Below are 23,035 nucleotides of genomic sequence, written 5' to 3'. Positions count from 1 at the left end.
GCCCGCTCCCACAGAAAAGCAGCTCTGTTTTCGCTCTGGTTTTTGCTTTTGCTTTTAACACTCAAGCCGGCCGGGAGGCCGCTGTGCTTTTGCTTTTGATCTTAGGCACCCCGTCAACCACGATGGCCGGAGTGCGGGCATGCCGAGCCTAAGCGAGGCACCGAGTGGCGGGGCAAAGACCTTTTACTTTTGGCTGGGCCGGCATTCCGGGCGTTTGCCAAAAGTGACTCGCTGTAAGAGCGGAACCATAAGCCGCCGTTACCTAAATAACGGATATGCCCCCAAGCAACCGCTCAGCGCCCCCTAGCGAACAATCTTGTCCACCTGAATCCCCAGCTTCTTCAACCGATACCAAAAACTGCGCTCGGAAATCCCGATCTTCTGCGCCGCCGCAGCCTGCACCCCGTTGCTCTCCTGCAACGCAGCCATGATGTAAGCCTTCTCCACCTCAGCCAGCGCCGCATCCAGATCCTGCGGCACACCCGGCCCGTTGCTGAGTATCGCGCCCACCCCATCCTCAGCAGGCGTCGAAGCAAACAGATACGCCGGCAAATCAATATCCTCGATCACCGGCGTCGCCGCGACAATGGTCGCCCGCTCCACACAGTTCTGCAGCTCACGAATATTGCCCGGCCAGGAATACGCCGCCATGGCCTGCAACGCCTCGGGGCTGAAACCGGTGATGCGTTTGCCCGCCGTGGCACTCAAGGTCTGGGCAAAGTGCCGGGCCAGCGGCGCGATATCTTCCACCCGCTCACGCAAGGCCGGCAGCGGAATCGGAAATACGTTCAAGCGGTAGTAAAGGTCTTCACGAAACTCTTTGTTCGCCACCGCATCCAGCAAATTCTTGTTGGTGGCAGCGATCACTCGCACATCCACCTTGCGCTCGCGCGGGTCACCCACCGGCTCGATCACCCGCTCCTGCAAGGCCCGCAGGATTTTCGCCTGCAACGCCAACGGCATGTCACCCACTTCATCGAGAAACAACGTGCCCTTGTCGGCCTGCATGAAGCGCCCGACCCGATCCGCCACGGCGCCAGTGAAGGCGCCCTTGCGGTGGCCGAACATCTCGCTTTCCAGCAAACCTTCGGGGATTGCCGCGCAGTTGACCGCCACAAACGGCTTGTCGGCGCGGTTGCCGTGCTTGTGGATGGCGCGGGCGACCATCTCCTTGCCGGTGCCGCTTTCGCCCGTCAGCAGCACCGTAGCGTTGCTGTCGCGCACCGAGTCCACGGCGTGCAGCACGCGGCGGAACGCCGGGCTGTCACCCACCAGGCTGTCGAACTGCGCATGTTCATCCAACTCGGCACGCATGCGCGCGTTGTCGCGCATGATGTCGCGAAACTGCAGGGCCTTCGCCACCGTGATGTCCAGCTCGTCGATATCGAAGGGCTTGGCGATATAGTCGTAGGCGCCGTTGCGCATCGACTGCACCGCGTTTTTCACGGTGCTGTAGGCGGTCATCACGATCACCGGCAACTGCGGGTAGCGCACCTTGACTTCCGCCAGCAGCGCCGGCCCGTCCATGCCGGGCATGCGCCAGTCGCTGATCACCAGGTCGATGTCTTCCTGCTCCAGCACCTTGAGCGCGTGCAGGCCGTTGCCGGCGGTAAACACCTGGATCCCGCTCTGGCTCAAGGCCGACGAAAGCAAGTCACAGAGCTTGGGTTCGTCGTCAACTACCAATACGTTATGCGTCATCACCATCCTCATCATCGCCGTCGTCTGCACCCTGGGCCGGAATGTACAGGCTGAAGGTGGCGCCGGCATCTGTCTCGCTGACACATTCGATGCTGCCGTCATGACTTTCCATGATCGAGAACACTTTGGCCAGACCCAAGCCCGTGCCCGAGGCCTTGGTGGTGACGAATGGTGTGAAGATCCGCTCGATCATGTCCGGCGCAATGCCCTCGCCGGTATCGCCGATGCTGATCACCGTGTTGCCGCCCACGCTGTGGATGCCCAGGGTCAGGCGCCCGCCTCCGGGCATGGCGTCGATGGCGTTGAGAATCAGGTTCAGGCACGCCTGCTTGAGCTGCTTGGCATCGGCATAAATCGTCGCGCCGGGAGCCGCATCATCAATTTGCGCGTCGATGTTATGGGTCGCAAGCTCAGGCCCGCAGAAGCCGAGGATCTCCTCCACCACCGGGCGTGCCGCCTGCACGGTGCGCAGCGGTGCACTGGGTTTGGCGAAGTCGAGGAATTCGGTGATCAGGTCGTTGATCCGGCTGACTTCGCTGATCACGTATTCGAGGTGACGCTTGTCGGTTTCCGGCAAATCGGCGCGGCGATGCAGCAACTGGGTGGCCGTCTTGATAATGCCCAGCGGGTTGCGAATTTCATGGGCCAGGCCCATCGCGACTTCGCCCAGTGCATGCAGGCGGTCGCGGCGGCGCAGTTGCGCTTCCAGGTGATGCAACTCACCGAGGCGCTCGGTCATGTGGTTGAAGGTGCTGCTCAGTTGCGCCAGCTCGTCGCCGCCGCTGACCGCCACACGATGCTGATAGTTACCCGAGATCACCGCGCTGACGCCTTCGGACAGATCCCGCAATGGCCGGGTCAGGCGCTGGGACACCAGCATGCCCGCACCAAGGGACAACGCCGAGCTGAGCAGGAAGATCAACACGAACAGATTGCTCTGGTTCACCAGGCCCACCAGGCTGGTATGGCGCAGCAAGCCACTGAAGATCACCCCTTGCAGCTCGCCGGCATCGTTGAAGATCGGCCAGTACAAACCGCTGTAGTTGTTGGTGAATTGTTCGCTGGGTTGCTTGGTGCTGCGCAGCGCGGATTCGATACTCGAAGGAATCCGCGTGGGGTGATCGACGAAGCGCTGGGTGGAGAAAATCTCCGAAAACCCGGTGGGGTTGGCCAGGTACAAACGCAGGTCGAGGGAATGCACATCGGCCACGCTGGTCAGGAAACTGCTGTCCAGATAAGTGGCCACCAGCAGTTGATAATCGACGCCGTCCTCGCTGGTCTCGAAGGTGGACACCACAACCCCGGTGGTCACGCCACCCACCTGGACCGTCTGCAACACCGCATTACTGGCCAGGTTGATTTGCTTGACGATGTCATCGGCGGCGGTGGTAAACACGATTTTGTGGTCACTGCTGCGGATCAGCGCCACCACGTCGATGTCGGTGGCGGCGGCAATATCGGCGGTCAGCTTGTCGTGTTTCTCGGCCTGGCGCGACGACGGCGGTTTGGTATAGCGCAGGAACAGTTGGGCAACCCGGGCGTTGTCGTGGAGGATGTCGCCGATCTCGTCCTTGACGATCTTGGTCGACTCCTGCAGCCAGATGCGCACGTTGCTGTCGAAGATCTGCGACAACGTCGTGGCGGCCAGCTCCGCCGCGATCATCGTCGGAATTACCGTCACCAGCCAGAACGCCAACACCAGCTTGCGCTGGACGCTCCAACGCGAAATGGCAAAGGGGCGGGCTTTTTGGCGGGTCTTGTTGATCATCAGGTTTCGCTTATCGCAGCAGCCATGGCAGGGTCGGATCGATCCGGTCGGAGAAACACTTTTGCAACGAACAGCGCACGGTTGACCAGCCAGTTACGGTGGCGGAAAAACATGCTGTTGCCCTGGAACTCGCAGCCCAGCAGCAACTTGCTGGCATAGCCGGCCTGACCACATTCATATAACGCAATATCGTTGCGAATACAGTAGTCGATGTTGGTTAACCAACTGCGCACCGCCAGGCTGTATTCGCGACTGTAGTCACTGTCTTCGCCGAAAAACTTGTCAATCAGGCGATCCTGGTTAAACAGGATCAGGTTGAACGCCACCAGTTGCTCGTCCACCCAATAAAGCACACAGACCGCACGTTCCTTCAGCTGTTCAAGGATACCGGTGAAATAGCCCGCCGGCAGTCGCTCGAACTGCAGGTCGGAGCGTTCCAGGGTGGCCTCATACAGCGCCATGATGCGCGGCAGTACGTCGTCGATGTTGCGTCGCCACTCGACACGCGGCCCCGGCGCACGCAGTTTGCGGCGCAGGTCCTTGCGGGTGGCTTTGTCCAGGGAACCGAGGTAGGCGTCCACTGAACCAAAAGGGATCGGCAACAAGGCCGTTGGCAGGCTGGGCATGCTCTGGAAACCCGCGCCTAGGCAGCTGTTTGACCAGCCTTCGTCCCTGGTCGGTGCATCCTTGACCGCCACCAGCCCGACGCCGAACGTATCGGCATCCTGGCGCGCGGCGGCGAGTAACTGCGCAAGCAACGCCTCGCGCCCGGATTCGGCAACATGACTGGCGACACCCGCATTGCACTGTTCCGCCACCGGCGAGCCGATGGCATACAGGCCCAACTTCAAAACACCCGGCCACAGTCGCTCCAGGCGCTCGGTAAAGCGCTTGCCTACGCCTGACACGGTGGTATCCAGGCGATACCGCGTGATGAACGCCGGCGCGACCGCCACCAGCCTTGCATCGTCAAACACCGCGAGGTAGCGCCACTGAAAGTCATCAATAGCGGCGTTTTCCACGGCCACGTAATAGTCCCAATCCTCCAGGGCATCGGGAAAACAGTCGTTCCAGGCACTGCGTTCGATGGCCCGAATGGTCGAAAAGGCTTGGGCGGTGATCACGTCAAATCCTTAGGGTTCAAGCCAGCTGTCGATAATCTTCAGGTGCCTCTGTGGCGTGTGCGTGCTGCCCGACAAACTCGGCACTCAACTCGATCACCCGACGGTATTGCAGGTCGACGGTGATCATGTGGTAGCAGTTGTCCAGCAGGATCTTGGTCACGGGGCCGCCGAGATGGCGTTCCACGTAATCGGCGTTCCAACGGCTGGTGATGTCATCCTCGATGGAATGCAGCACCAGGGCCGGGGTCTTGATCGATGGCATGAGCTTCTTCACCACGGCATTCATCCAGTGCAACTCGCGCACCGTGACGCCCTCCATGGTCAAGAGACCCGCCTCGCTGCTCTCCCCTTCCTTCATCTGCCGCTCGACAATCGCCCGCAGGCGCTCGTTCTTGATGCCGTAGGGCGGCTTTTCAGTAAAGCGGAACAGGCGCACACCGAAGGGAATACGGATCAGCAAGGGCGTGATGAACGCCATCTTGTTGATGCTCCAGCCGTCGTACTTCAACGTCGTGGAGTACATCAGCAAGCCGGCAACCTGGCCGGGGAACTGCGACGCCACGTACATCGACATCACCGCGCCCATCGACAAGCCGCCGACGAATACCTGCTCGTGACGCTGTTTCACCGCGACGAAGGTCTTGCGCACGCCTTCGTACCAGTCCTGCCAGCCGGTGGCTTGCAGGTCGCTGTTGTCCCCGCAGTGGCCGGCCAGGGTCGGCACGTACACCGTGCAGTTACCGACCTTGGCCAACCCCTGGGCCACCCGACGGAGTTCCGTCGGGGTGCCCGTCAGGCCGTGGATCAACAGGATCCCAATCGGACCGCTACCGAGAACGAAGCCGGCATCACCTTCACCGAGGTCGATCTCGTGGCTGCTCACCGTTTGGTCGCTCGCACAAGCAGTTGCTCGAGCAGCTTCAGGCCCAGGTCGATTTCCGGGTAGCTGATTTCCAGCGACGGTGCCAGGGTGATCACGTTCTTGTAGTAGCCGCCCACGTCGAGGATCAGGCCGAGTTTCTGACCGTCAACCACCATGTCGCCCTTCATGCCTTCCTCGACCATGTAGTCCAGGGTCGCCTTGTCCGGAGTGAAGCCGTCCGGGCCGCAGATTTCGCAGCGCAGTGCCAGGCCCAGGCCGTCGACGTCGCCGATGATCGGGAAGCGCTTTTGCAGCTCTTGCAGGCCGGCCAGGAAGTATTTGCCCTTGGCCATGACCATCGCGCCGTAGTCGACTTCGCTGGTCATCTTGAACATTTCCAGGCCTACCGCGGTGCCCAACGGGTTGGACGCGAAGGTGGAGTGAGTGGAGCCTGGCGGGAAGATCTTAGGGTTGATCAACTCTTCCTTGGCCCAGATGCCGCCCAGCGGGTTCAGGCCGTTGGTCAGCGCCTTGCCGAAGACGATCACGTCCGGCTTGACGTCGAAGTGTTCGATCGACCACAGCTTGCCGGTACGCCAGAAGCCCATCTGGATTTCGTCGACAACCATCAGGATGCCGTGCTGGTCGAGGACCTGTTTGAGCTCGCTGTAGAAGTTCATCGGCGGGATCACGTAGCCGCCGGTGCCCTGGATCGGCTCGACGTAGAAGGCGGCGTATTCGCTCTGGCCGACTTTCGGGTCCCACACACCGTTGTATTCGGTTTCGAACAGACGGGCGAACTGCTGCACGCAGTGGCTGCCGTATTCTTCCTTGGTCATGCCTTTAGGGCCGCGGAAGTGGTACGGGAACGGGATGAAGTTGGCGCGCTCGCCGAAGTGGCCATAGCGACGACGGTAGCGGTAGCTCGAAGTGATCGACGAAGCGCCAAGGGTACGGCCGTGGTAGCCGCCTTCGAAGGCGAACATCAGGCTCTTGCCGTTGGTGGCGTTACGCACCACTTTCAGGGAGTCTTCGATGGACTGCGAACCGCCCACGTTGAAGTGCACACGACCGTCGAGGCCGAATTTTTTCTTGGCGTCGACTGCAATCATTTCCGACAGCTCGATCTTGCCTTTGTGCAGGTACTGGCTGGCGATTTGCGGCAGGGTGTCGATCTGCTGTTTCAGCGCGTTGTTCAGGCGCGGGTTGGCGTAACCGAAGTTAACGGCCGAGTACCACATTTGCAGGTCGAGGTAAGCCTGGTCTTCGGTGTCCCACACGTAGGAGCCTTCGCAACGGCTGAAAATGCGCGGCGGGTCGATGTAGTGAACGGTGTCGCCGTAGGAGCAGTACTTGGCTTCTTTATCCAGAAGAACCTGGTCTTCTGCGGTAGCGATGCGGATATCAGACATGGTGGAAGAGTTCCTGATTGTCGGAAGAGGTGCTGAAGGAGGTGGCGTTGGCGGCGATGCCCTGAGGCAGCTTGGCCAGCAATGCCGGCAGTTCGGCGAAGGTGTCGAACCGCGCGTAAGGGATGTTGTTGGTTTCGCAGTAGTCGGCCAGGCTGGCCTTGGCGAAGACGAAGTCGGCGGTGGAGGCCACGCACATGTCGGACTTGCCGTCGCCGATCACCAGCACGCGCTTGTTGCGCGGCGTGGACTTGCACTTGCAGTTGCCGGAGGCGGCACGGCAGGCGTCGCTGGCATACGGGAAGTCGATGCGCCAGCTGTTCTGGTCGACCTGGCGCAGGCGGTTGGCGAGGATCGGCAGCAAGGTCACGTAGTTGCGCGACAGAATCCGCGCGATGCCTTGTTCGATGCCATCGCTGACCACTTCAATGGAAGCGCCCAGGCCCATGACGTGGTCGACGAAGTCCGGGAAGTCCGGATCGATCTCGACGCTGTCGAAATACGCCAGCAACTCGGCCGGGGTCGCCTTGATCAGCGCCAGTTGACGGCTCAGGCATTCGCGCGAACCGATGTGCCCATCCAGCCATTCCTGCTCGATGGTTTCCCACTCGGGGCCGGCGAAGCGTTGGAGGACGTTGTCGATGACGTCGGTAGGAGTGATAGTCCCGTCGAAGTCACACACGATATGCCAGTGGATCATCTGCATTTACCTATGAAGTAGGAGCGCGCTGTTGCGCTTGCAGGGGATAGAGCATGGAGTGTGCCAAGTGCCACCAACCCCTGTTTTCAAAGGGTTTGGCGTGTATCGGCGTGTGGTTGTGTCGGAACTTGCTACAATTTTTGTAGCTTGCTACAACCTAGATGAGTGCTTGCCTAAGGCAGGGCGTTTGCGCGTTCATGCGCGCATGTTCACAAAAGGAAATGGCTCCATGTTCAGGGTTACTTTTGCTGTATTCACCGGTTTGCTGGGGCTGTGGGGCGTTTGCGGCGCTGCGCTGGCGGACGGAATTACCGGTGAAGCCGGCGCAGGCGTCAGCTATCAGCCCCACGATCCCACGGGCAGCCGCTACGAAACGCGGCCGATCCCGTATTTCGACCTGGATTGGGGGAGTGTCAGCCTGGGTTCCGACGATGGGCTGACCTGGAGTGCGCTCAATACCAACGGTTTTACCGCGGGGCCCTATATCAATTACCTGCCGGGGCGCACGGCCAATGGCTCGTTGCGTGGGTTACGCGATGTTTCGGACATGGCCGAGATCGGCGGTTTCATCCAATACGCTCCGGCTGAGTTCTGGCGGGTGTATGCACAGGTGGGCCAGGCCGTGGGCGGGGCGCGTGATCAAAGCGGGGTTGTGGGGAAGCTCGGCGGCGAATTGGGTTATCCGTTGGGGAGCGGCATTATCGGCAGCACCGGCCTGATGGCGCACTTTGCCGATGCCCGCCAGGCGCAGACGTTTTTCGGGGTGGATGCCAATGAGGCTGCGGCCTCGGGGTTTCGGCCGTATAACGCCAGTGCCGGGTTTCAGAACCTGACGCTGACGCAGAGTTTTGAGTTTCCTTTGGATGCGAAGTGGTCGCTGTTGACCAGTGCCAGTTGGATACACCTGGTGGGGTCAGCGGCCAATAGCAGCATCGTCAAGGAGACCGGGGATGTGAATCAGGGGCAGGTGCAGACGGCCATCAGCTATAAGTTTGATTGAAGCAACAGCAAAATCAAAGGCGGGCACGCTCCAAATGTGGGAGCGGGCTTGCTCGCGAAGGTCGTTAACGATGACTCGGGCATCCTGATTCAACGCGGCGCCCTCTGGTTCTTCGCGAGCAAGCCCGCTCCCACATAAAGCGGCTCTGCTTTTGCTTCTAACACTCAGGTCGGCTGCTTTTGATTTTTATCTGACAGCCCCATTCAGCCCTTGGCCTCACTGATAATCTGCCGAATCGCCCCGACAAACGCCTCAGCCGGCTGCCCACCACTCACCGCGTACTGATCGTTGAACACGATGGTAGGCACAGAAGTCACCCCGCGAGACACCCACAACTGCTCCTGCTCCCGCACCTCGGCGGCATATTCGTCCGAAGCCAGAATTTCCTCTGCCCGCACACGATCCAGCCCAACACCCTCGGCAATCCCCGCCAACGTCCCGTGATCAGACGGATCCTGCTGGTCAGTGAAATACGCCTTGAACAATGCTTCCTTGAGGTTGTACTGCAACCCCTCAAGCCCCGCCCAATGCAACAGACGATGGGCATCAAACGTGTTGTAGATACGACTCTGCCCGTCCGTACGAAACGCAAAACCCAACTCCGCCCCCATATCACGAATCCGCGCCCGGTTAGCCTGGGACTGCTCAGCCGTGGAACCGTACTTTTCAGTGATGTGCTCGGTAATGTTCTGCCCTTCGGCAGCCATGTTGGGGTTCAGCTCAAACGGCTGGAAATGAATCTCGGCCTGCACCTCCGGACCCAGTTGGTCCAGGGCCTCGGTCAAGCCACGCAGGCCAATGATGCACCAGGGACACGACACGTCGCTGACGAAATCGATTTTCAGGGGAGTACTCATGACTAGGCAACCTCGCTGGCATTACACGCCGGAAAGATCCCACGATACACCCCGTCAAGCCCCTACAAAACCTTCGCAGGCGCCACCGGGTCGATTTGCGCCCAATGCGCCGCATCCTGACGATGCTCTTGCAAATAGGGCAAGACCGCCGCCAGCAACGGCGCCTTGAACGCCTCCTGGAAGCGATGGGCCAGCCCCGGAATCAGCCGCAGCTGGCTGCCCTGGATATGCGCCGCCAGGTGCACCCCATGCATCACCGGCAACAACGGATCGGCCGTGCCATGCACCACCAGCGTCGGCACCCGCAGTTGATTGAGCAACGGCACCCGGCTCGGTTCGGCAAGGATCGCCATGATCTGGCGCTTCACACCGTCAGGGTTGAACGCCCGGTCGTACGACTGCGCCGCCTGCTGCAACAGCACCTTGCGATCATCCTTCACATAAGGACTGCCCAGCGCCGCGAGCAGGTCGGCCTGTTGTTCCAGGGCCACTTCACGATTGGGCGCGCTGCGGCGCGACAACAGTTGCACCAGCGCCGCACTCGGTGCCGGCAGGCCTTCGGCGCCGGAGCTGGTCATGATCAGCGTCAGGCTTTCCACCCGTTGCGGCGCCATGGCCGCCAGGTGCTGGGCGATCATGCCGCCCATGCTCGCGCCCAGCACGTGGAACTGCTGAATGTGCAAGCCGTCCATCAAGCCCAGTGCGTCATCCGCCATGTCGGTCAGGGTGTAGGGCGCCGCCACCGGCAGACCGAGCTTGTAGCGCAGCACTTCGAAGGTCAGGTTGGCGCTGGCCGGTGCCTGGCGCCAGGTGGACAGCCCGACATCACGGTTGTCATAACGAATCACCCGAAAGCCCTGCTCACACAGGGCCACCACCACTTCGTCCGGCCAGTGGATCAACTGCCCGCCCAGGCCCATCACCAGCAGCAAGGCCGGGTCGGAGGCACGACCAATGCTCTGGTAGGCCAGGCTCACCTGTTCCAGATCAACCCGTTCAGTCGGGACATTCACATCACATCGAGAAGCCGCAAAGGACGGCAGGCCGAATAACAGAGCGGCCATGAAAAACAACACGCGCATGAAAAACACCGAAACGCAGAACCCCAGTAGAGCGCGAGTCTGATGAACTTTGTACAAGCGCGCTGCCACAGTTCAGTGACAGTTTGATGAAGGGCGCCCAACGGTCATCCGCGTATCTATCTATCACCTCACGCCCTGGCCCCGCCTTTTTAATGGTGCATTCACCGGCAAGCCCGGTCTCACCAGAGCATGAACACACCATCATGAGTGACCTCACCCTACTTCCCCCGTCTGCCACCCTGAGCGACTTCGCCTCACCGTCGCTTCCAGGCCAGGCCCGCCTCCAGGACCAGAGCCTGTCCCTGCAAGCCTCAGCGCGCTGGCGCGAAAGCCAACAGGAGCTGCATCAACTGATTGCCCAGGCACCCGGCGTGCGCGACTCCATCGAACAACTGCTCACAGAGCATTGGCAACTGGGCGCCGCACCGGTCGGCCTGGGATTTCTCAAGACCGAAGATCACGACGAGCACTTCGTCAGCCTGGTGGATGCCTGGGGATTTATCTGCCAGTTTCCAGACATCTCCCCCAACCTGGATGCCCGCAGCACCGTGGTCGGCCTGGCGTCCCACCGCCTGTCAGCCCTCACGCCCGTGCAATTGCTCAAGCGGCTCCAGGCACTGGGCCTGGGGAAACTGCTCAGCGCCCGCTGGGAAAACTATTGGAGTACCCGGGCGCCGGGTACGCCGTTGTCCCGTCGCGAGCGGGCGGCACAACTGTACTGCCAGCATTTCGAGGCCTGCGGGCAATCGGCCTATGCCCAGGGAAGGCTGGGTGCCCAACAACTGATCTCGTTGCAGACAGTGCTCAACCCGGTCACCACCCCCAATGGCGTACGCCCCGTCGAGACCTGCCAGCTGGCGTTGCTGCTGCCCGACCAGAGCAAGGTCAAATTGGCTGGCGCCTGGGTCATCTCCGTGGGCCAGGAGCCGCTGTTGACACAAACCCTGTACCTGCCCTGCCGGCAACCCGGCGTGATGGTCTTCAGCCAACGCCGCGACATGGAGCAGTGGCTGGTCGCAGCGCATCAGCAACTGATCCCGCCGGACGTCGCGGCTGACGCTGTCACCGTCGAATACAGCTCGCGCACCGAACCCCTGGAGCACGGCATTCTGGACCTGTTGTCGCACCTGCACGCGGCTCAGCTGGAAAGCCTGCGCAACCGTCATCGCAATGGCAGTGACCTGGCCCGTTACGCCAGCCATGCCCTGGATGATGCCGACCGCCTGGACAGCCAGCGCCGGGAAATCCCGATGCTTATCGCACCGCATCAACCGGCAGCTACGCCCGGCCCGGACGCTGACGACCTGCCTCCTGCCCTGCCCTTCGGCCACCTCAGCGCCGACATTGCCCTGGGCCAACGCTGGGCCGCGATCAGGCTGCAACGCAGCGCACTGGAACGCTTCCTGGGCGATGGCCCTGAGCAAACCGCCCGGCTGGTGCAGTTGAAGGGTTTGATGCAAGCGCTGAAAGACGCAGAGCAGGCCGGCAATGATGCCGCCAGCGGCCTGCTGGCCAAAAAAGCTGCCCTCGATCAACTTGAGCTGCGGCAAAAACCCAATCCGGACTATGACGCGCTCTACCAGGCGCGGCTCGCCGCCCTGCGCGCCGAGGGCGCCATCCAGCATGCGCTCCAGCAGATCAGCGATGAAGAACACGGCCTGCTCCTGGCCGTCACGGAACACCCCGCGGCCCCGGAACGCCGCCCGGCTGTCGCGGTGACCCGCCTGATCCTCTCCAGCCGTGACCCAAGGGAAGGTTCCGAGGAACTGACAGGCCTGTTGCTCATCACCCAGACCAGCGCGCTGACCTCTTCGGCGCCCCACAGCCTGTTGCTGTACTGGCCCGGCAATGCAGGGGGCCTGCAGCGTTTCGAATCCCGCCAAGCCCTGGAACACTCGCTGTTCAAGCTGTCGAGCGAAGCGCAGGACGTCACCCTGCAATTGTCGCTGCTCACCGGCGACCCGATTGAATACTCGTTGCAACAGCAGCTGTACGCCAGCGAACAACAGGCGTATGCGCTGATCTCCCTCTTCCCGGTGCCTCCGTTCGGCCAGGAGCGAACCGAAGGCCTGGACAGACTCAAAGAGCAAACCCTGTTTACCCTGCAAACCCCGGTGTGCCCGGCGCGGGAACTGGCGTATGGACAACTGCTCGAGCAACAACGCAGCAGCACCCTGGCCGGGGCACTGCCTGGGGAGTTGAGCCAGTTGCCGGCAGATGAACGCCTGGCGCTCAAGCACCTGATACACGCGCAGATCAGCGCCCTGCATCGCTCGCAGCGACTGCTCGAGCGCGAGCTGGAACCCTTCGACGACTTCGGCCAGCGCCGCCTGGACCAACGCCTGCGCGAAGACTTCCAGCTTGAACACACCTGGTCGGTGCAACTGGACCTGCCCGATACGGTCAGCCAGGAGCGCGAATACCTGTCCGAATACGCGGGCCCGGGTACACCGTTCAAGTATGTGACGGTGCCCAGTACCCGCCGCAGCACCCTGTCATTGTTGCAACTGGCCCAGCAAAACATCGACCCGACGCTGGCCCAGCGCCTGACCTACATGAAGCTCGATGTCTCCGGCCCCAATGCCCCTGAAACCACCCGGCTGACCACCGGCCTGTCCCTGGAATACCTGAAGACCCTGGTCAAGGAGCTGGACCTCGCCGGAGCCTACGAAAGCTTGATCACCCGCACCTTCCTCGGTGATCCCGCGGCGGCGCCTTTCACCACGCAGCACCGTCGCGAATGCCTGACCGAGCCGCTGCGCCTGATGCTCATGCTGCAGGGCAAACGCGCCCGGGCCCTGGGGCGATTCGACGACAACGATCTGCGGCTGCTGAACATCGCCATCGACGCCGACAACGCGGATGCCTGGCAGGTGGAAGACAAGAAAATCGTGCTGTTGCCGGCCACGCTGAGTGCGGGCGGTGAAGATACCGACTTCGGTCCGACCACCCTGTCAGGGGTCACGTTTATTCAGGAACAAGTCTCCGGCCTGACCCTGCTGTACCTGCCGAACAGCCCGGACAACCAGGACCTGCGGCGCTACGCGAGCCTGGAACTGGCCCGCAAGGCGCTCTACGACCTCAGCCTGGTCAGCGGCATGAGCGCCTACCTGGCCGGCCTGGCCATCAAGGGCGACACCGCCGCCCACCTCGCCCGGATCGCCCAGGCCCAGCAACGGAATTTTGATCCGGTCTTTGCCGTCGGAACCCCGTGGCCGGCCACCACCTCGCTGGCCGCCCATTTGCTGAACGCCCATATGGGCCGCGTCATAGAAGCGCACCGCGCGACCTCGCGCTCCAACGCGGCCTTGTTGCTGGAGCAGAATGCGCTGCGCGCCGGGCTGATCTTCAACTACCTGAAAATCGCCCTGGGGCTGGTGCCTTTCGTGGGTTCGGTCGTCGCGTTGTATGACGCCTGGTCCAGTGCCAACCTGGCCACTGCTGCGTTCCTGCGCGGGAACGTCGGCCATGGCCTGGCCGAGGTCGAGGCGGTGCTGTTGTCGCTGATCGACTGCGCCATGGACATTCTGCCGGGCAGCCTCGCCCTGCCGATCAACGCCCGCGCTGCCACGCGCCAGCGTCAATTGCGCCATCTGGCCAGCAGCGCCGCCAGCCTGCACCTGCCCTCGGTCACCCAGGCTCGGCGGGCGGCACAGCGTTTCGCCGGTTATGAATATGAAGGAGTGATCTCGCTGGCCGGGCTGCAACCGCAGACCCACGGTTTTTATCGCAATGTGTACCGGCATACCGAAGGCGACTTCATCGTGCGGCGCGGGCGCATCTATCAGGTTGAGCTGGCCGGCGATCCCCTGGACTGGCGCCTGAGCCCGACCCGCAGCAAAACCTACAAGCAGCCGATTGCCCTGGATGAAAACGGCGAATGGGACACTCACTACGGCGTCTACGGCAGCGCATTCAAGGGCGGCCTGGCGGGTGGCGGCAGCGTGCTCGGGCATATGGCCGAAGTGCTTGATCCGATCTGGCCCCAGTCGATCCGTGATTACTTGCCACGCTGGTGGACCGACCGCGCCCTGCGCCGCCAACAGGCGCTGGCCAACAGTATCAACAGCCGCGAAGACCTGATTGCGCTCTCCATTAACCGAACCGAAGAACTGATGGCCCGCACCGACAGCGCAGGCCCGGCGATCCGCAGATCCTTCGAGCAGGACATCGAACTGTACAGCCGCCAGTATCAGGAACTGACGGAGTTCGTGCCCTTTACCAGCGGCAACCGCCAGCGCGCGATCAGAGAGGACATGAGCCGCAATGCGGCGCGCCTGACCCTGACCACCCTGAACCGGGCGCGCTATCACTTCAAGCAGATCGAGGCACGGGTCCTGGAGCTTGAAACCCATAACATGACCGCTATCTCCCCCGAGGTTTTCGACACCTTGGCAATCGTTCCCGCCATGCTGGAGATCCTGCGGCAGCGTAAAAGGATCAGCAGCGAGATTCTGCGTGACCTGGACCGGATCGATGCCGACTTTTCCCAGTTCAACCGCTGGTTCGATCAGGTTACCGATGCCGCCCACCGTACCCGGCTAAGCCCGATGCTGGAGCAATTCCGACGTACGCTCAATGACAGCTACCGCACGCACCTGAAATTCTTACACCGCTTCGATACCCTTGAGACTTACCCCGAAGTTGCCGAGCTGTCTTGGTTCTACTTGCGGGCCCAGGCCCGGGACAGCTACGCCAAAGTCAACCGGGCATGGGCTTCGCATTTTGAACTGCCCAACGCCAGCGCCAACATCACACAGCGGCGCAAGGTGCTGGAAGACTGCATACAGGCCTATGAACAATTCCGGCTGACCATCCGCACCTGGAACCTCGGTTACCCGCAGCATTTCGACCAGGCGCAACTCAGTGCGTTTTTCGTCGACATTGACCAGATGATCGAACTCGCCCGCCGGGCCATCAAGGAGTCGCCGGCAAGCCGCCCACCGGCCGGGCAACCTGTACGGCGGGTATTCGACACCGAGGACAATATTTCCCTGGTGGGCACCGAGAGCATCGACCCACAAACCCAAGCCACCACTTACCAGGTTGAGAGCGCCAGCGGGCGCGTCGAGACCTGGGTGAAGGGCCCCGGCGGCAAGTCCCGGCTCAAGGACAATGCCGCCTCGGAACCCGCGCCGCCGGAGTCCAACGTCAAGCCGTTCGTGGTGAGCGAAGCCAGGGCTCGCCTGGACAACGTCGGGCTGTACGAAAGCCGCGCCACCGCCTACACCGAGCAAAAAATGCTGCCGGTGGACCTCGAACACCTGCTGGTCAGCGAAGCGGCCGAGTTGAACCTGCGGGCCAATCGCCTGGAACGCCTGGACCCCACCGAGGACCTCGTGCGCCAACTGCGGGCCAAGGCCGCGGAGCTGACCATCAAGGGCCGCAACCTGCGAATCCGCCAGACCCTCGCCAGCAAAACCCCTACCGAAGGTTATCTGGACTACCTTCGCGAACAACGGGTGGTGGAGATTCGCAAGGGCGAACCGGCCCGCAACCTCAATGAAGGCAAGAAAGGACGGGCGGATTTTCTTCAGGAATACGTGATTCAGGACCTGACACAAACGCCGCCCGCCACCCTGTGGTACGCGCACTTTCATTACGACAAGGCCGGGGCGCAGTTCGACGAGTTCATCAAGGCCCACTTGAAGATTCCCGAGCAGCGCAACCTGGGCCTGCAATGGCAAGTCGCCCAGGCGCAAGCCGGGGCCGCGGTGGACCCTATCTGGCGCGGCAATATCGGGCGAGCGCTGGCCACCCGGCACTTTGCCGGGGTGTGAGGCGGCGGGACTTGAGCACGACGGTCGACAGGCCTATCAACATGAGACAAACTCAACCGATCCGAATTTGTCACAAGTTATATTCATGGAGACCCCGTGCTCGAAATCCGCCATCTCAAGACCCTGCACGCCTTGCGCGAAGCCGACAGCCTGGTGGAGGCCGCTGAGCGCCTGCACCTGACGCAATCAGCACTCTCCCACCAGTTCAAGGAACTGGAAGAGCGCATGGGCATGCAGTTATTCGTGCGCAAGACCAAGCCGCTGCGCTTCACCAGCGCCGGCCTGCGCCTGCTGCAACTGGCGGACGCCACCCTGCCCTTGCTGCGCGGTGCCGAACGCGACATCGCGCGCCTGGCCGGCGGCACGGCCGGGCGTTTGCACATGGCCATCGAGTGCCACAGTTGCTTCCAGTGGTTGATGCCGACCATCGACCAGTTCCGCGATGCCTGGCCGGAAGTCGAGCTGGACCTGGCCTCCGGCTTCGCCTTCGCGCCGCTGCCGGCCTTGGCCCGTGGCGACCTGGACCTGGTGGTGACCTCGGACCCGCTGGAGCTGCCGGGCATCACCTATGTACCGCTGTTCACCTACGAAGCCATGCTCGCCGTGGCCAACCAGCACCCGCTGGCGAACAAGCCGTACATCGTGCCCGAAGACCTGATCAGCGAAACCCTGATCACCTACCCGGTGGAGCGGGATCGCCTGGACATCTTCACCCGCTTCCTGGAACCGGCGGATGTAGAACCGGCCCAGGTGCGCACCTCGGAACTGACGGTGATGATGATGCAGTTGGTGGCCAGCGGTCGCGGCGTGTGCGGCATGCCCCATTGGGCGCTGCATGAATACAGCTCCCGGGGGTATGTGAAGGCCAAGCGGCTGGGGGAGAAAGGTTTGTTTGCCACGCTGTACGCCGGGATTCGCGCCGACATGCTGGACGCGCCGTACATGCGTGATTTTCTGCTGACGGCCAAGGACACCTCGTTTTCGACCCTGGACGGCGTCAGCGCCGTTCGCTGACCTGTAGCGGATACCTGTGGCGAGGGAGCTTGCTCCCGCCGGGCTGCGCAGCAGACCCAAAAATCCTGGGGCCGCTTCGCCCCCCAGCGGGAGCAAGCTCCCTCGCCACAAGATCAGGCAGGGATCAGAGAGGCGCGGTAGAACGGCAGAATCAAATCCCGGGTCAGCGGCGCAAGCTGCAAACCGCCGTCGCCCGCCGGGTCGATCCAGCACACCTCTTCAATCTCGGCAGCCGGTGTCACAGGCACGTCGATGTGCACTTGGAACAATTCGGCCTGCACCACGAACCCCGGCTCATTCGCCGCCGGCGCCGAGAACTGCCCAAGGTACACAGCCGCCTCCGGATCAACTCGCAGGCCCAGTTCTTCGTGCAGCTCACGGGCCAAAGCCTCTGCGGGTTGCTCGCCGGCATCGATCTTGCCGCCCGGCTGCATGAAGGCCTGGGTGCCGCGCTTGCGTACCAGCAGGGTCTGGCCGTCGCTGCCGATCAGCAGGGCGGCGGCGATGCGAATGGTGGAGGTCATGAAAAGGTCGCCTTGAATACAAAGGCGCAAGGATCCCATGAACCGGTCTCACCCCGAAAGCAGTGCCTCATCCGGCTCCTTGATGAACACGCTGTACTTCGCCCCTTCCATGGCCTCGAACGCAATCAGCTTGTCCACCAGCGGCAGGTTCAACACCTTGCCGGCGTTGAGCAGCAGCATGCCGTTGTCGGCGTTGAGGTTGCGCGCCAGCACCATGCCTTCGGCCAGTTCGCGGGTGGTCAGGACCTTTACCGACGGGTCGCCCAGGGTCACGTCGCTGAGGAACGCGGCGCAGGCCTGGATGAAGTCCTCGACCATGTCCGGGTCGTAAAGGCGCCCGGCGTATTTGCGGATGTAGAGCAGCGCTTCGTCACTGTTCATCTGCCGCTCAAGGATCAAGCCGCGTTGCAGTTCGATGAAGTCCACCGCCAGTTTCAACAGGCGCGAACCTACAGGTATTGCTTCGCCCTTGAGGTGGTCGGGAAAGCCGCTGCCGTCCCAGCGTTCCTGGTGATGGCGGATCAAGCGTGCCGCGTCTTTCATCGGTTCCAGGGTCATCAGCAACGATTCGCTCTGGGCCGGATACGCCCGGTACCGCTCACGGTAGGTGCTGTGCAGCAGGTCGCTGGGAGAGACCATCATGTTGTCGCTCCAACTCAACTTGCCGATGTTGTAGAGCGCGGCGGCCATGGTCAGGTCGCGATTGCTGGCCTCATCCAGGCCGCGGCCGTGGCACCAAGTGCGCACCAGCTCGATGATCTGCCGGTTGGTTTGCTTGGCTCGGGGCAAGCGCAGGTTGGCCAGCAGCGAGAACACTTCGGTGCCGGTGGCGTAGCTGTGTTTGAGTTCTTCGTAGGCCAGGTCGAGCATGTCAGCGGTTTGCTGCAGCTCGCTGGTGCGTGAGGCCACGCGTTTTTCCAGGCTGGCGTTGAGTTGCTTGAGTTCGTCGTTCTGCTGGCGGGTCAATTGCTCCAGGCGCAGGCGCTCACGCTCGGAGTGTTGATGGGCCAGGGATTGCCGCAACGCCAGCAGCAGTTCTTCGTCTTTCCAGGGTTTGCTCAGGTAGCGGTAGATCTGCCCTTCGTTGATGGCCTTGATGATCAGCGTCAGGTCGGTTTCACCGGTCAGCAGGATGCGCACGGTGTGCGGGTAATCATGGTGGATCTGCGCAAGCAGGGTGGCGCCGTCCATGTCCGGCAGGCGCGCGGCACTCATCACCAGGTCGACGGGTTGCTGCGCCAGAATCGCCAGCGCGTGAGCGGCGTCGGTGGCGCTGCATAATTCAAAGGGTTCCAGGCGCAGCAACTGCGTCAGGCGGTCCAGCACGTCCGGGTGTGCGTCAATCAACAGCACCACCGGACGGTCGGGATTTGCGAAGGTCACTGACTCTCCCATGGGGCACCTCGTATAGCGTCGATGTGCGTGTCCTACGGTCAAGGTAACAGCCTCCTGGCCATTACCCAGCAGTTTAGTCGGTTTTTCTTTGCAGTGATGGCCTTGCGACATCACTTCGTCAGATAGGCATAAAAAAGGGCCACTTCATTGAATGAAGCAGCCCTGAGGTAACGCGCGGTGCATCACGCCTCGGCGGTTTTACCGGCCGAACCAAACGACGCAAATCGCTTGTTGAAGCCGGCGATGCGGCCTTCGGACTGGGTCTTGCGCTGTTGGCCGGTGTACACCGGGTGCGAGGCACTCGACACGTCCAGGAGTACGTAGGGGTAAGTGTTGCCGTCGCTGTGTTGTTGCGTACGGTCGGTTTCCACGGTGGAACCGATCAGGAAGAAAACGTCGGCGGCGGTGTCATGGAACAACACGGTGCGGTAGTCGGGGTGGATACCAGGTTTCATAAGGCCTCCGGGGCGTCTGGGTGAACATCAAGTGTTATACAGTAACACAAATGATGCACCCAAACGAGAACCGATTGCAATAAGAATAGACCCCAAGCTTCTATGCGGCTTCCTGAAAGTCCATTTCCGGGGGCTGCCGGGAGAAGCCCCGCGTCAGGAAACCCAGGTACACCAGGCCAATCGCCAACCAGCTCAGGCCCAGGTAAATCGCCAGGTGATCAAGGCTGACCATCAACCACAAATCCGCCACCAGGCCGATGGTCGGGAACACCAGGAACAGCACCAACTCCCGCAAACCGCGCTGCTTGGCACCGATCCAGTAGTGGAAGATCACCGACAGGTTCACCAGGCTGAAAGCCAGGAACGCACCGAAGTTGATGAACGAGGTGGAGGTGGTGACGTCCAGTCTCAACGCCAGTAACGCAACCACCGCACACAGCAGGATGCTGTTGACCGGCGTACCGAAGCGCGCGTGCAAAGTACCGAAGAACGACTTGGGCAACACCCCGTCGCGGCCCATCGCAAACAGCAACCGCGAACCGCTGGCCTGCGCCGACAGCCCCGAGGCGAACTGGCCGACGATCAGGCCGATCAGGAAGATCGACACAAACAGGTCGCCGCCAATGTTGCGGGCAATCTCGTAGGCGGCAGAATCCACGTCGGTGAACTCGAACGATGGGTGGGCGATCTGCACGAAGTACGACACACCGACGAAGATCAGCCCGCCGATCAGGGTGATCAGCATGATCGCCCGGGGAATCGTGCGGCGCGGGTCGCGGGTTTCTTCGGTCAGGGTGCTGACCGCGTCAAAGCCCAGGAACGAATAGCAGGCGATCGCCGCACCGCTCATGATCAACGGCATTTGCATCTGGCCGTTGAAGAACGGGGTGATGGTCCACAGCGGCTTGCTCGCATCACCGCCGATGTAGTGGATGCACAGCGCGACGAAGGCGACCAGCACCAGGAACTGCACCAGCATCAGCAAGGCGTTGATGCCGTTGGCAAGTTTCAGGCCGATGATGTTGATCACACTGGTGACCCCGATAAACGCCAGTACCCAGACCCATTGCGGCACGGCCGGGAAAGCCGAATGCAGGTAGGCCGCGCCGATCAGCCAGATGGCCATGGGCAGGAACAGGTAGTCGAGCAACACCGCCCAACCGGCGATAAACCCGAGCTTGGGGCTGATGGCCTTGCGCACATAGCTGTAGGCAGACCCGGCCACCGGGAACGCCGAGGCCATGCGGCCGTAGCTCATGGCGGTGAAGAACATCGCCACCAGGGCGGCCAGGTAAGCGGCCGGGACCATGCCGGCGGTGGATTGCGCCAGGATACCGAAGGTGCCCAGGACAATGATCGGTGTCATATAGGCGATGCCAAACAGCACCACCGACCCTAACGACAGGGTGCGTTGCAAACGAGCCATGAGCGATTCTCCGCGCAATTATTAGATTTATGGCAGAACTGAAGTCGGTGCAGCGAACGCAATAATTTTTATGGTTGAAGAAGCTTTTTGGTGAAATGCAGCTTCTGTGGCGAGGGGGCTTGTCCCCCGTTGGGCTGCGAAGCGGCCCCAGAAAAAGCGGGAGCGCTTCGCACTCCAACGGGGGACAAGCCCCCTCGCCACAACAGCATCCTTGCCACGAGACCCGTGTCAGGGTTTGGGGATCAACAATTCCCGCGTCCCGTCCTCGCGCTCAATCACCTCCCCCGGCAATTTCAAGCGCTGGTCATCCAGGTAGCGATAGTCCTGTCGCGCCGCCGCCAGTTGCCCCAGGTCCAGTTCAACGCGGAACTGCCCTTCCCCGCGCCCGGCTTCAAACAGCAAGCTGCCGAACGGGTCGACCAGCGCACTGCCACCGGCGAACATCAGGCCGTCGTCGCCCTCTTCCACCCGGTTGACCATCAGCGCGAACGCCTGGTTTTCCTGGGCGCGGGCCATGATCGCAGTGCGGTGGGTGGGGCCGTACGGGTCCATGTTGCCGTTGGTGACGATCAACACTTCAGCGCCCAACTGCGCCAGGGCCCGGGCGGTTTCCGGGAATTCGATGTCGTAGCAGATCAACAGGCCAACTCGCACGCCGTTCCACACGCAGGTGGCGTAGCGGTCACCCGGGGTGAAGACGCCGCGGTCCGAGGCCCACAGGTGGGTCTTGCGATAGCGCAGGGCGATGCCGTCCGGGGTGATCATCAAGGTGGTGTTATAGAATTGGCCCGCGTCGCTCTCGGCCATGCCGATCACCACGGCGATATTGCGCGCACGGGCGGCCTGGATAATCGCCTGCACGGTCGGGCCGTCCACTGGTTCGGCGACGTCCGCCACAGTGCCGGCGGTCGGGAAGCCCATCAGGTGGGTTTCCGGGAATACGACCAATTGGGTATCCGCCGCACACGCAGCAATTGCCGCCAACGCGCGCTCAAGGTTGTAAGCTGTGCCGTTATCGCGGCCTGCCAGCTGGGCAAATTCGACCTTCATGGTTATTCCTTGTTCTTTATCTGTGGCGCAGTATGCGCAGCCGCGAACACTCGGGAAATCACGCAGCCGGGTTAACCCTATGGGGGTAGATGCATGACATTGTCGCTGGAAGACATCGCCTGGCACCGTTCGGTGGGGCAGATGATAGACGCCCTGGACCAGCCGAATTTCTGGACGCAGCTTGTCCGGTTGCTGGACCAATATGTGCCGTTCGACAGTTGGGTGGTGTTGCTGTTCAGCAGCGAGCACAAACCCCTGGTGTTCGCCGAATGCCCCGGCCAGGACGGTGAACCGGACCATCTGTTCCAGGATTACCTCAACGGTTTATACCTGCTCGATCCCTTCTACATCGCCAGCCGCGAACACTCGCGCACCGGGCTGTTTCGCCTGGCCGAAGTGGCCCCGGAGCATTTCGAGCTGACCGAGTATTACCAGCGCTACTTCCGGTTGAACGTGGTGGCCGATGAAATCCAGTTCAACTGCCAGCAACCGGATGGGCGAACCCTGTGCCTGTCCCTGGGCTCCAAACAGCGCTTTGACCCACAGCAGATTGCCCTGCTGTCGCTGATTCAACCGTGGGTACTGGGCTTGCTGCGCCAGCGCCTGCCCCATGAACTCAACCAGGTGAGCGCTCCGGAGCAGCCTATCCACAACGATGGCTGGGGCGCGCAACTCACCGCGCGCGAGCTGGATGTGGGCCGTTTGATGCTCAGTGGTTGCTCCAGCAAGGAAATCGCTCGTAAGCTGGAAATCTCTGTTGAAACCGTGAAAGTCCATAAGAAACACATGTACAGCAAGCTAGGGATCAAATCCCAGTCGGAGCTGTTCTCGATTTTTCTGCAGGCGCAAAACGCCTGATCGAGCCCTGTAGGAGCGAGCTTGCTCGCG

17 protein-coding genes are annotated in these 23,035 nt (G+C 61.7%); 4 read left to right on the top strand and 13 right to left on the bottom strand.

The genetic code is table 11. From position 1 onward, the window contains the following. Positions 1-303: 303 nt before the first annotated feature. Genes HX807_RS01380 through HX807_RS01355 form a run of 6 tightly spaced genes read right to left on the bottom strand, consistent with a single transcriptional unit; the run spans position 304 to position 7,564 of the window. Entirely contained in the window at positions 304-1,701 is a 1,398-nt protein-coding gene (locus tag HX807_RS01380) for a sigma-54 dependent transcriptional regulator (RefSeq protein ID WP_177049081.1), read from the bottom strand. Continuing rightward, the gene (locus HX807_RS01375; RefSeq protein ID WP_003216479.1) at positions 1,691-3,469 is read right to left on the bottom strand and encodes a HAMP domain-containing sensor histidine kinase; all 1,779 of its coding nucleotides are present in this window, start codon (positions 3,467-3,469) and stop codon (positions 1,691-1,693) included. The genes HX807_RS01380 and HX807_RS01375 overlap by 11 nt, the downstream gene beginning before the upstream one ends. Next, a complete protein-coding gene (locus HX807_RS01370) occupies positions 3,469-4,593 on the bottom strand; it encodes a GNAT family N-acetyltransferase (protein ID WP_177049080.1) in 1,125 nt (374 codons plus the stop codon). The genes HX807_RS01375 and HX807_RS01370 overlap by 1 nt, the downstream gene beginning before the upstream one ends. A 16-nt stretch (positions 4,594-4,609) precedes the next feature. After that, positions 4,610-5,476, bottom strand: coding sequence for a carboxylesterase (locus HX807_RS01365; RefSeq protein WP_003216475.1), 867 nt, complete (start codon positions 5,474-5,476; stop codon positions 4,610-4,612). Next, a complete protein-coding gene (locus HX807_RS01360) occupies positions 5,473-6,867 on the bottom strand; it encodes an aspartate aminotransferase family protein (protein WP_003216473.1) in 1,395 nt (464 codons plus the stop codon). The genes HX807_RS01365 and HX807_RS01360 overlap by 4 nt, the downstream gene beginning before the upstream one ends. After that, on the bottom strand, positions 6,860-7,564 hold the full coding sequence (locus HX807_RS01355) for an MtnX-like HAD-IB family phosphatase (protein ID WP_008435530.1): 705 nt from the start codon (positions 7,562-7,564) through the stop codon (positions 6,860-6,862). The genes HX807_RS01360 and HX807_RS01355 overlap by 8 nt, the downstream gene beginning before the upstream one ends. Before the next feature lie 229 nt (positions 7,565-7,793). Between HX807_RS01355 and HX807_RS01350 the strand changes: the two genes are divergently transcribed. Then, positions 7,794-8,564 (top strand): MipA/OmpV family protein, encoded by a 771-nt coding sequence (locus HX807_RS01350; RefSeq protein WP_102606049.1) that lies wholly within the window; start codon positions 7,794-7,796, stop codon positions 8,562-8,564. Positions 8,565-8,767: 203 nt separating this feature from the next. Here HX807_RS01350 and HX807_RS01345 read toward each other — a convergent pair whose 3' ends face one another. Continuing rightward, complete coding sequence (locus tag HX807_RS01345; protein ID WP_003216466.1) at positions 8,768-9,421, bottom strand: DsbA family oxidoreductase; 654 nt, start codon at positions 9,419-9,421, stop codon at positions 8,768-8,770. A gap of 62 nt (positions 9,422-9,483) precedes the next feature. Further along, entirely contained in the window at positions 9,484-10,503 is a 1,020-nt protein-coding gene (locus HX807_RS01340; RefSeq protein WP_177049079.1) for an alpha/beta fold hydrolase, read from the bottom strand. 203 nt (positions 10,504-10,706) lie between these two features. Between HX807_RS01340 and HX807_RS01335 the strand changes: the two genes are divergently transcribed. Together HX807_RS01335 and metR are read left to right on the top strand one after the other, a co-directional pair. Next, positions 10,707-16,283, top strand: coding sequence for a dermonecrotic toxin domain-containing protein (locus HX807_RS01335; protein WP_177049078.1), 5,577 nt, complete (start codon positions 10,707-10,709; stop codon positions 16,281-16,283). A gap of 96 nt (positions 16,284-16,379) precedes the next feature. Next, positions 16,380-17,297: a transcriptional regulator MetR gene (gene metR / locus HX807_RS01330; RefSeq protein WP_003216460.1), complete on the top strand. Its 918-nt coding sequence runs from the start codon at positions 16,380-16,382 to the stop codon at positions 17,295-17,297. Positions 17,298-17,410: 113 nt separating this feature from the next. On the opposite strand, the gene HX807_RS01325 is transcribed toward metR, so the two are convergent. The 5 genes from HX807_RS01325 to HX807_RS01305 form a co-directional block, all read right to left on the bottom strand. Further along, positions 17,411-17,821 (bottom strand): NUDIX domain-containing protein, encoded by a 411-nt coding sequence (locus tag HX807_RS01325; RefSeq protein ID WP_008435540.1) that lies wholly within the window; start codon positions 17,819-17,821, stop codon positions 17,411-17,413. A gap of 48 nt (positions 17,822-17,869) precedes the next feature. Beyond that, complete coding sequence (locus HX807_RS01320) at positions 17,870-19,216, bottom strand: HD domain-containing phosphohydrolase (protein WP_023659212.1); 1,347 nt, start codon at positions 19,214-19,216, stop codon at positions 17,870-17,872. A 182-nt stretch (positions 19,217-19,398) separates the two neighbouring features. Continuing rightward, positions 19,399-19,671, bottom strand: a complete 273-nt coding sequence (locus tag HX807_RS01315; RefSeq protein WP_003216453.1) for a type B 50S ribosomal protein L31 — start codon at positions 19,669-19,671, stop codon at positions 19,399-19,401. Positions 19,672-19,771: 100 nt separating this feature from the next. Then, a complete protein-coding gene (locus HX807_RS01310) occupies positions 19,772-21,097 on the bottom strand; it encodes an APC family permease (protein WP_003216451.1) in 1,326 nt (441 codons plus the stop codon). 228 nt (positions 21,098-21,325) lie between these two features. Next, positions 21,326-22,147, bottom strand: coding sequence for a carbon-nitrogen hydrolase family protein (locus HX807_RS01305; protein WP_177049077.1), 822 nt, complete (start codon positions 22,145-22,147; stop codon positions 21,326-21,328). Positions 22,148-22,240: 93 nt separating this feature from the next. On the opposite strand from HX807_RS01305, the gene HX807_RS01300 reads away from it, so the two are divergent. Further along, the gene (locus HX807_RS01300; RefSeq protein WP_003216446.1) at positions 22,241-23,005 is read left to right on the top strand and encodes a LuxR C-terminal-related transcriptional regulator; all 765 of its coding nucleotides are present in this window, start codon (positions 22,241-22,243) and stop codon (positions 23,003-23,005) included. The last annotated feature ends 30 nt before the right edge of the window (positions 23,006-23,035 follow it).

It is taken from the genome of Pseudomonas sp. D8002 (genome assembly GCF_013385695.1).
Taxonomy (GTDB): domain Bacteria; phylum Pseudomonadota; class Gammaproteobacteria; order Pseudomonadales; family Pseudomonadaceae; genus Aquipseudomonas.
Note: the sequence above shows the minus strand (reverse complement) of the source record. Positions and strands in the feature narration are given on the sequence as shown.

What these genes read in the sequence shown, in the direction of transcription:
- HX807_RS01380 (WP_177049081.1), bottom strand. Translation starts at nt 1,701, where the DNA reads ATGACGCATAACGTATTGGTAGTTGACGACGAACCCAAGCTCTGTGAC.
- HX807_RS01375 (WP_003216479.1), bottom strand. Translation starts at nt 3,469, where the DNA reads ATGATCAACAAGACCCGCCAAAAAGCCCGCCCCTTTGCCATTTCGCGT.
- HX807_RS01360 (WP_003216473.1), bottom strand. Translation starts at nt 6,867, where the DNA reads ATGTCTGATATCCGCATCGCTACCGCAGAAGACCAGGTTCTTCTGGAT.
- HX807_RS01355 (WP_008435530.1), bottom strand. Translation starts at nt 7,564, where the DNA reads ATGATCCACTGGCATATCGTGTGTGACTTCGACGGGACTATCACTCCT.
- HX807_RS01350 (WP_102606049.1), top strand. Translation starts at nt 7,794, where the DNA reads ATGTTCAGGGTTACTTTTGCTGTATTCACCGGTTTGCTGGGGCTGTGG.
- HX807_RS01345 (WP_003216466.1), bottom strand. Translation starts at nt 9,421, where the DNA reads ATGAGTACTCCCCTGAAAATCGATTTCGTCAGCGACGTGTCGTGTCCC.
- HX807_RS01340 (WP_177049079.1), bottom strand. Translation starts at nt 10,503, where the DNA reads ATGCGCGTGTTGTTTTTCATGGCCGCTCTGTTATTCGGCCTGCCGTCC.
- HX807_RS01335 (WP_177049078.1), top strand. Translation starts at nt 10,707, where the DNA reads ATGAGTGACCTCACCCTACTTCCCCCGTCTGCCACCCTGAGCGACTTC.
- HX807_RS01325 (WP_008435540.1), bottom strand. Translation starts at nt 17,821, where the DNA reads ATGACCTCCACCATTCGCATCGCCGCCGCCCTGCTGATCGGCAGCGAC.
- HX807_RS01320 (WP_023659212.1), bottom strand. Translation starts at nt 19,216, where the DNA reads ATGGGAGAGTCAGTGACCTTCGCAAATCCCGACCGTCCGGTGGTGCTG.
- HX807_RS01315 (WP_003216453.1), bottom strand. Translation starts at nt 19,671, where the DNA reads ATGAAACCTGGTATCCACCCCGACTACCGCACCGTGTTGTTCCATGAC.
- HX807_RS01310 (WP_003216451.1), bottom strand. Translation starts at nt 21,097, where the DNA reads ATGGCTCGTTTGCAACGCACCCTGTCGTTAGGGTCGGTGGTGCTGTTT.
- HX807_RS01305 (WP_177049077.1), bottom strand. Translation starts at nt 22,147, where the DNA reads ATGAAGGTCGAATTTGCCCAGCTGGCAGGCCGCGATAACGGCACAGCT.
- HX807_RS01300 (WP_003216446.1), top strand. Translation starts at nt 22,241, where the DNA reads ATGACATTGTCGCTGGAAGACATCGCCTGGCACCGTTCGGTGGGGCAG.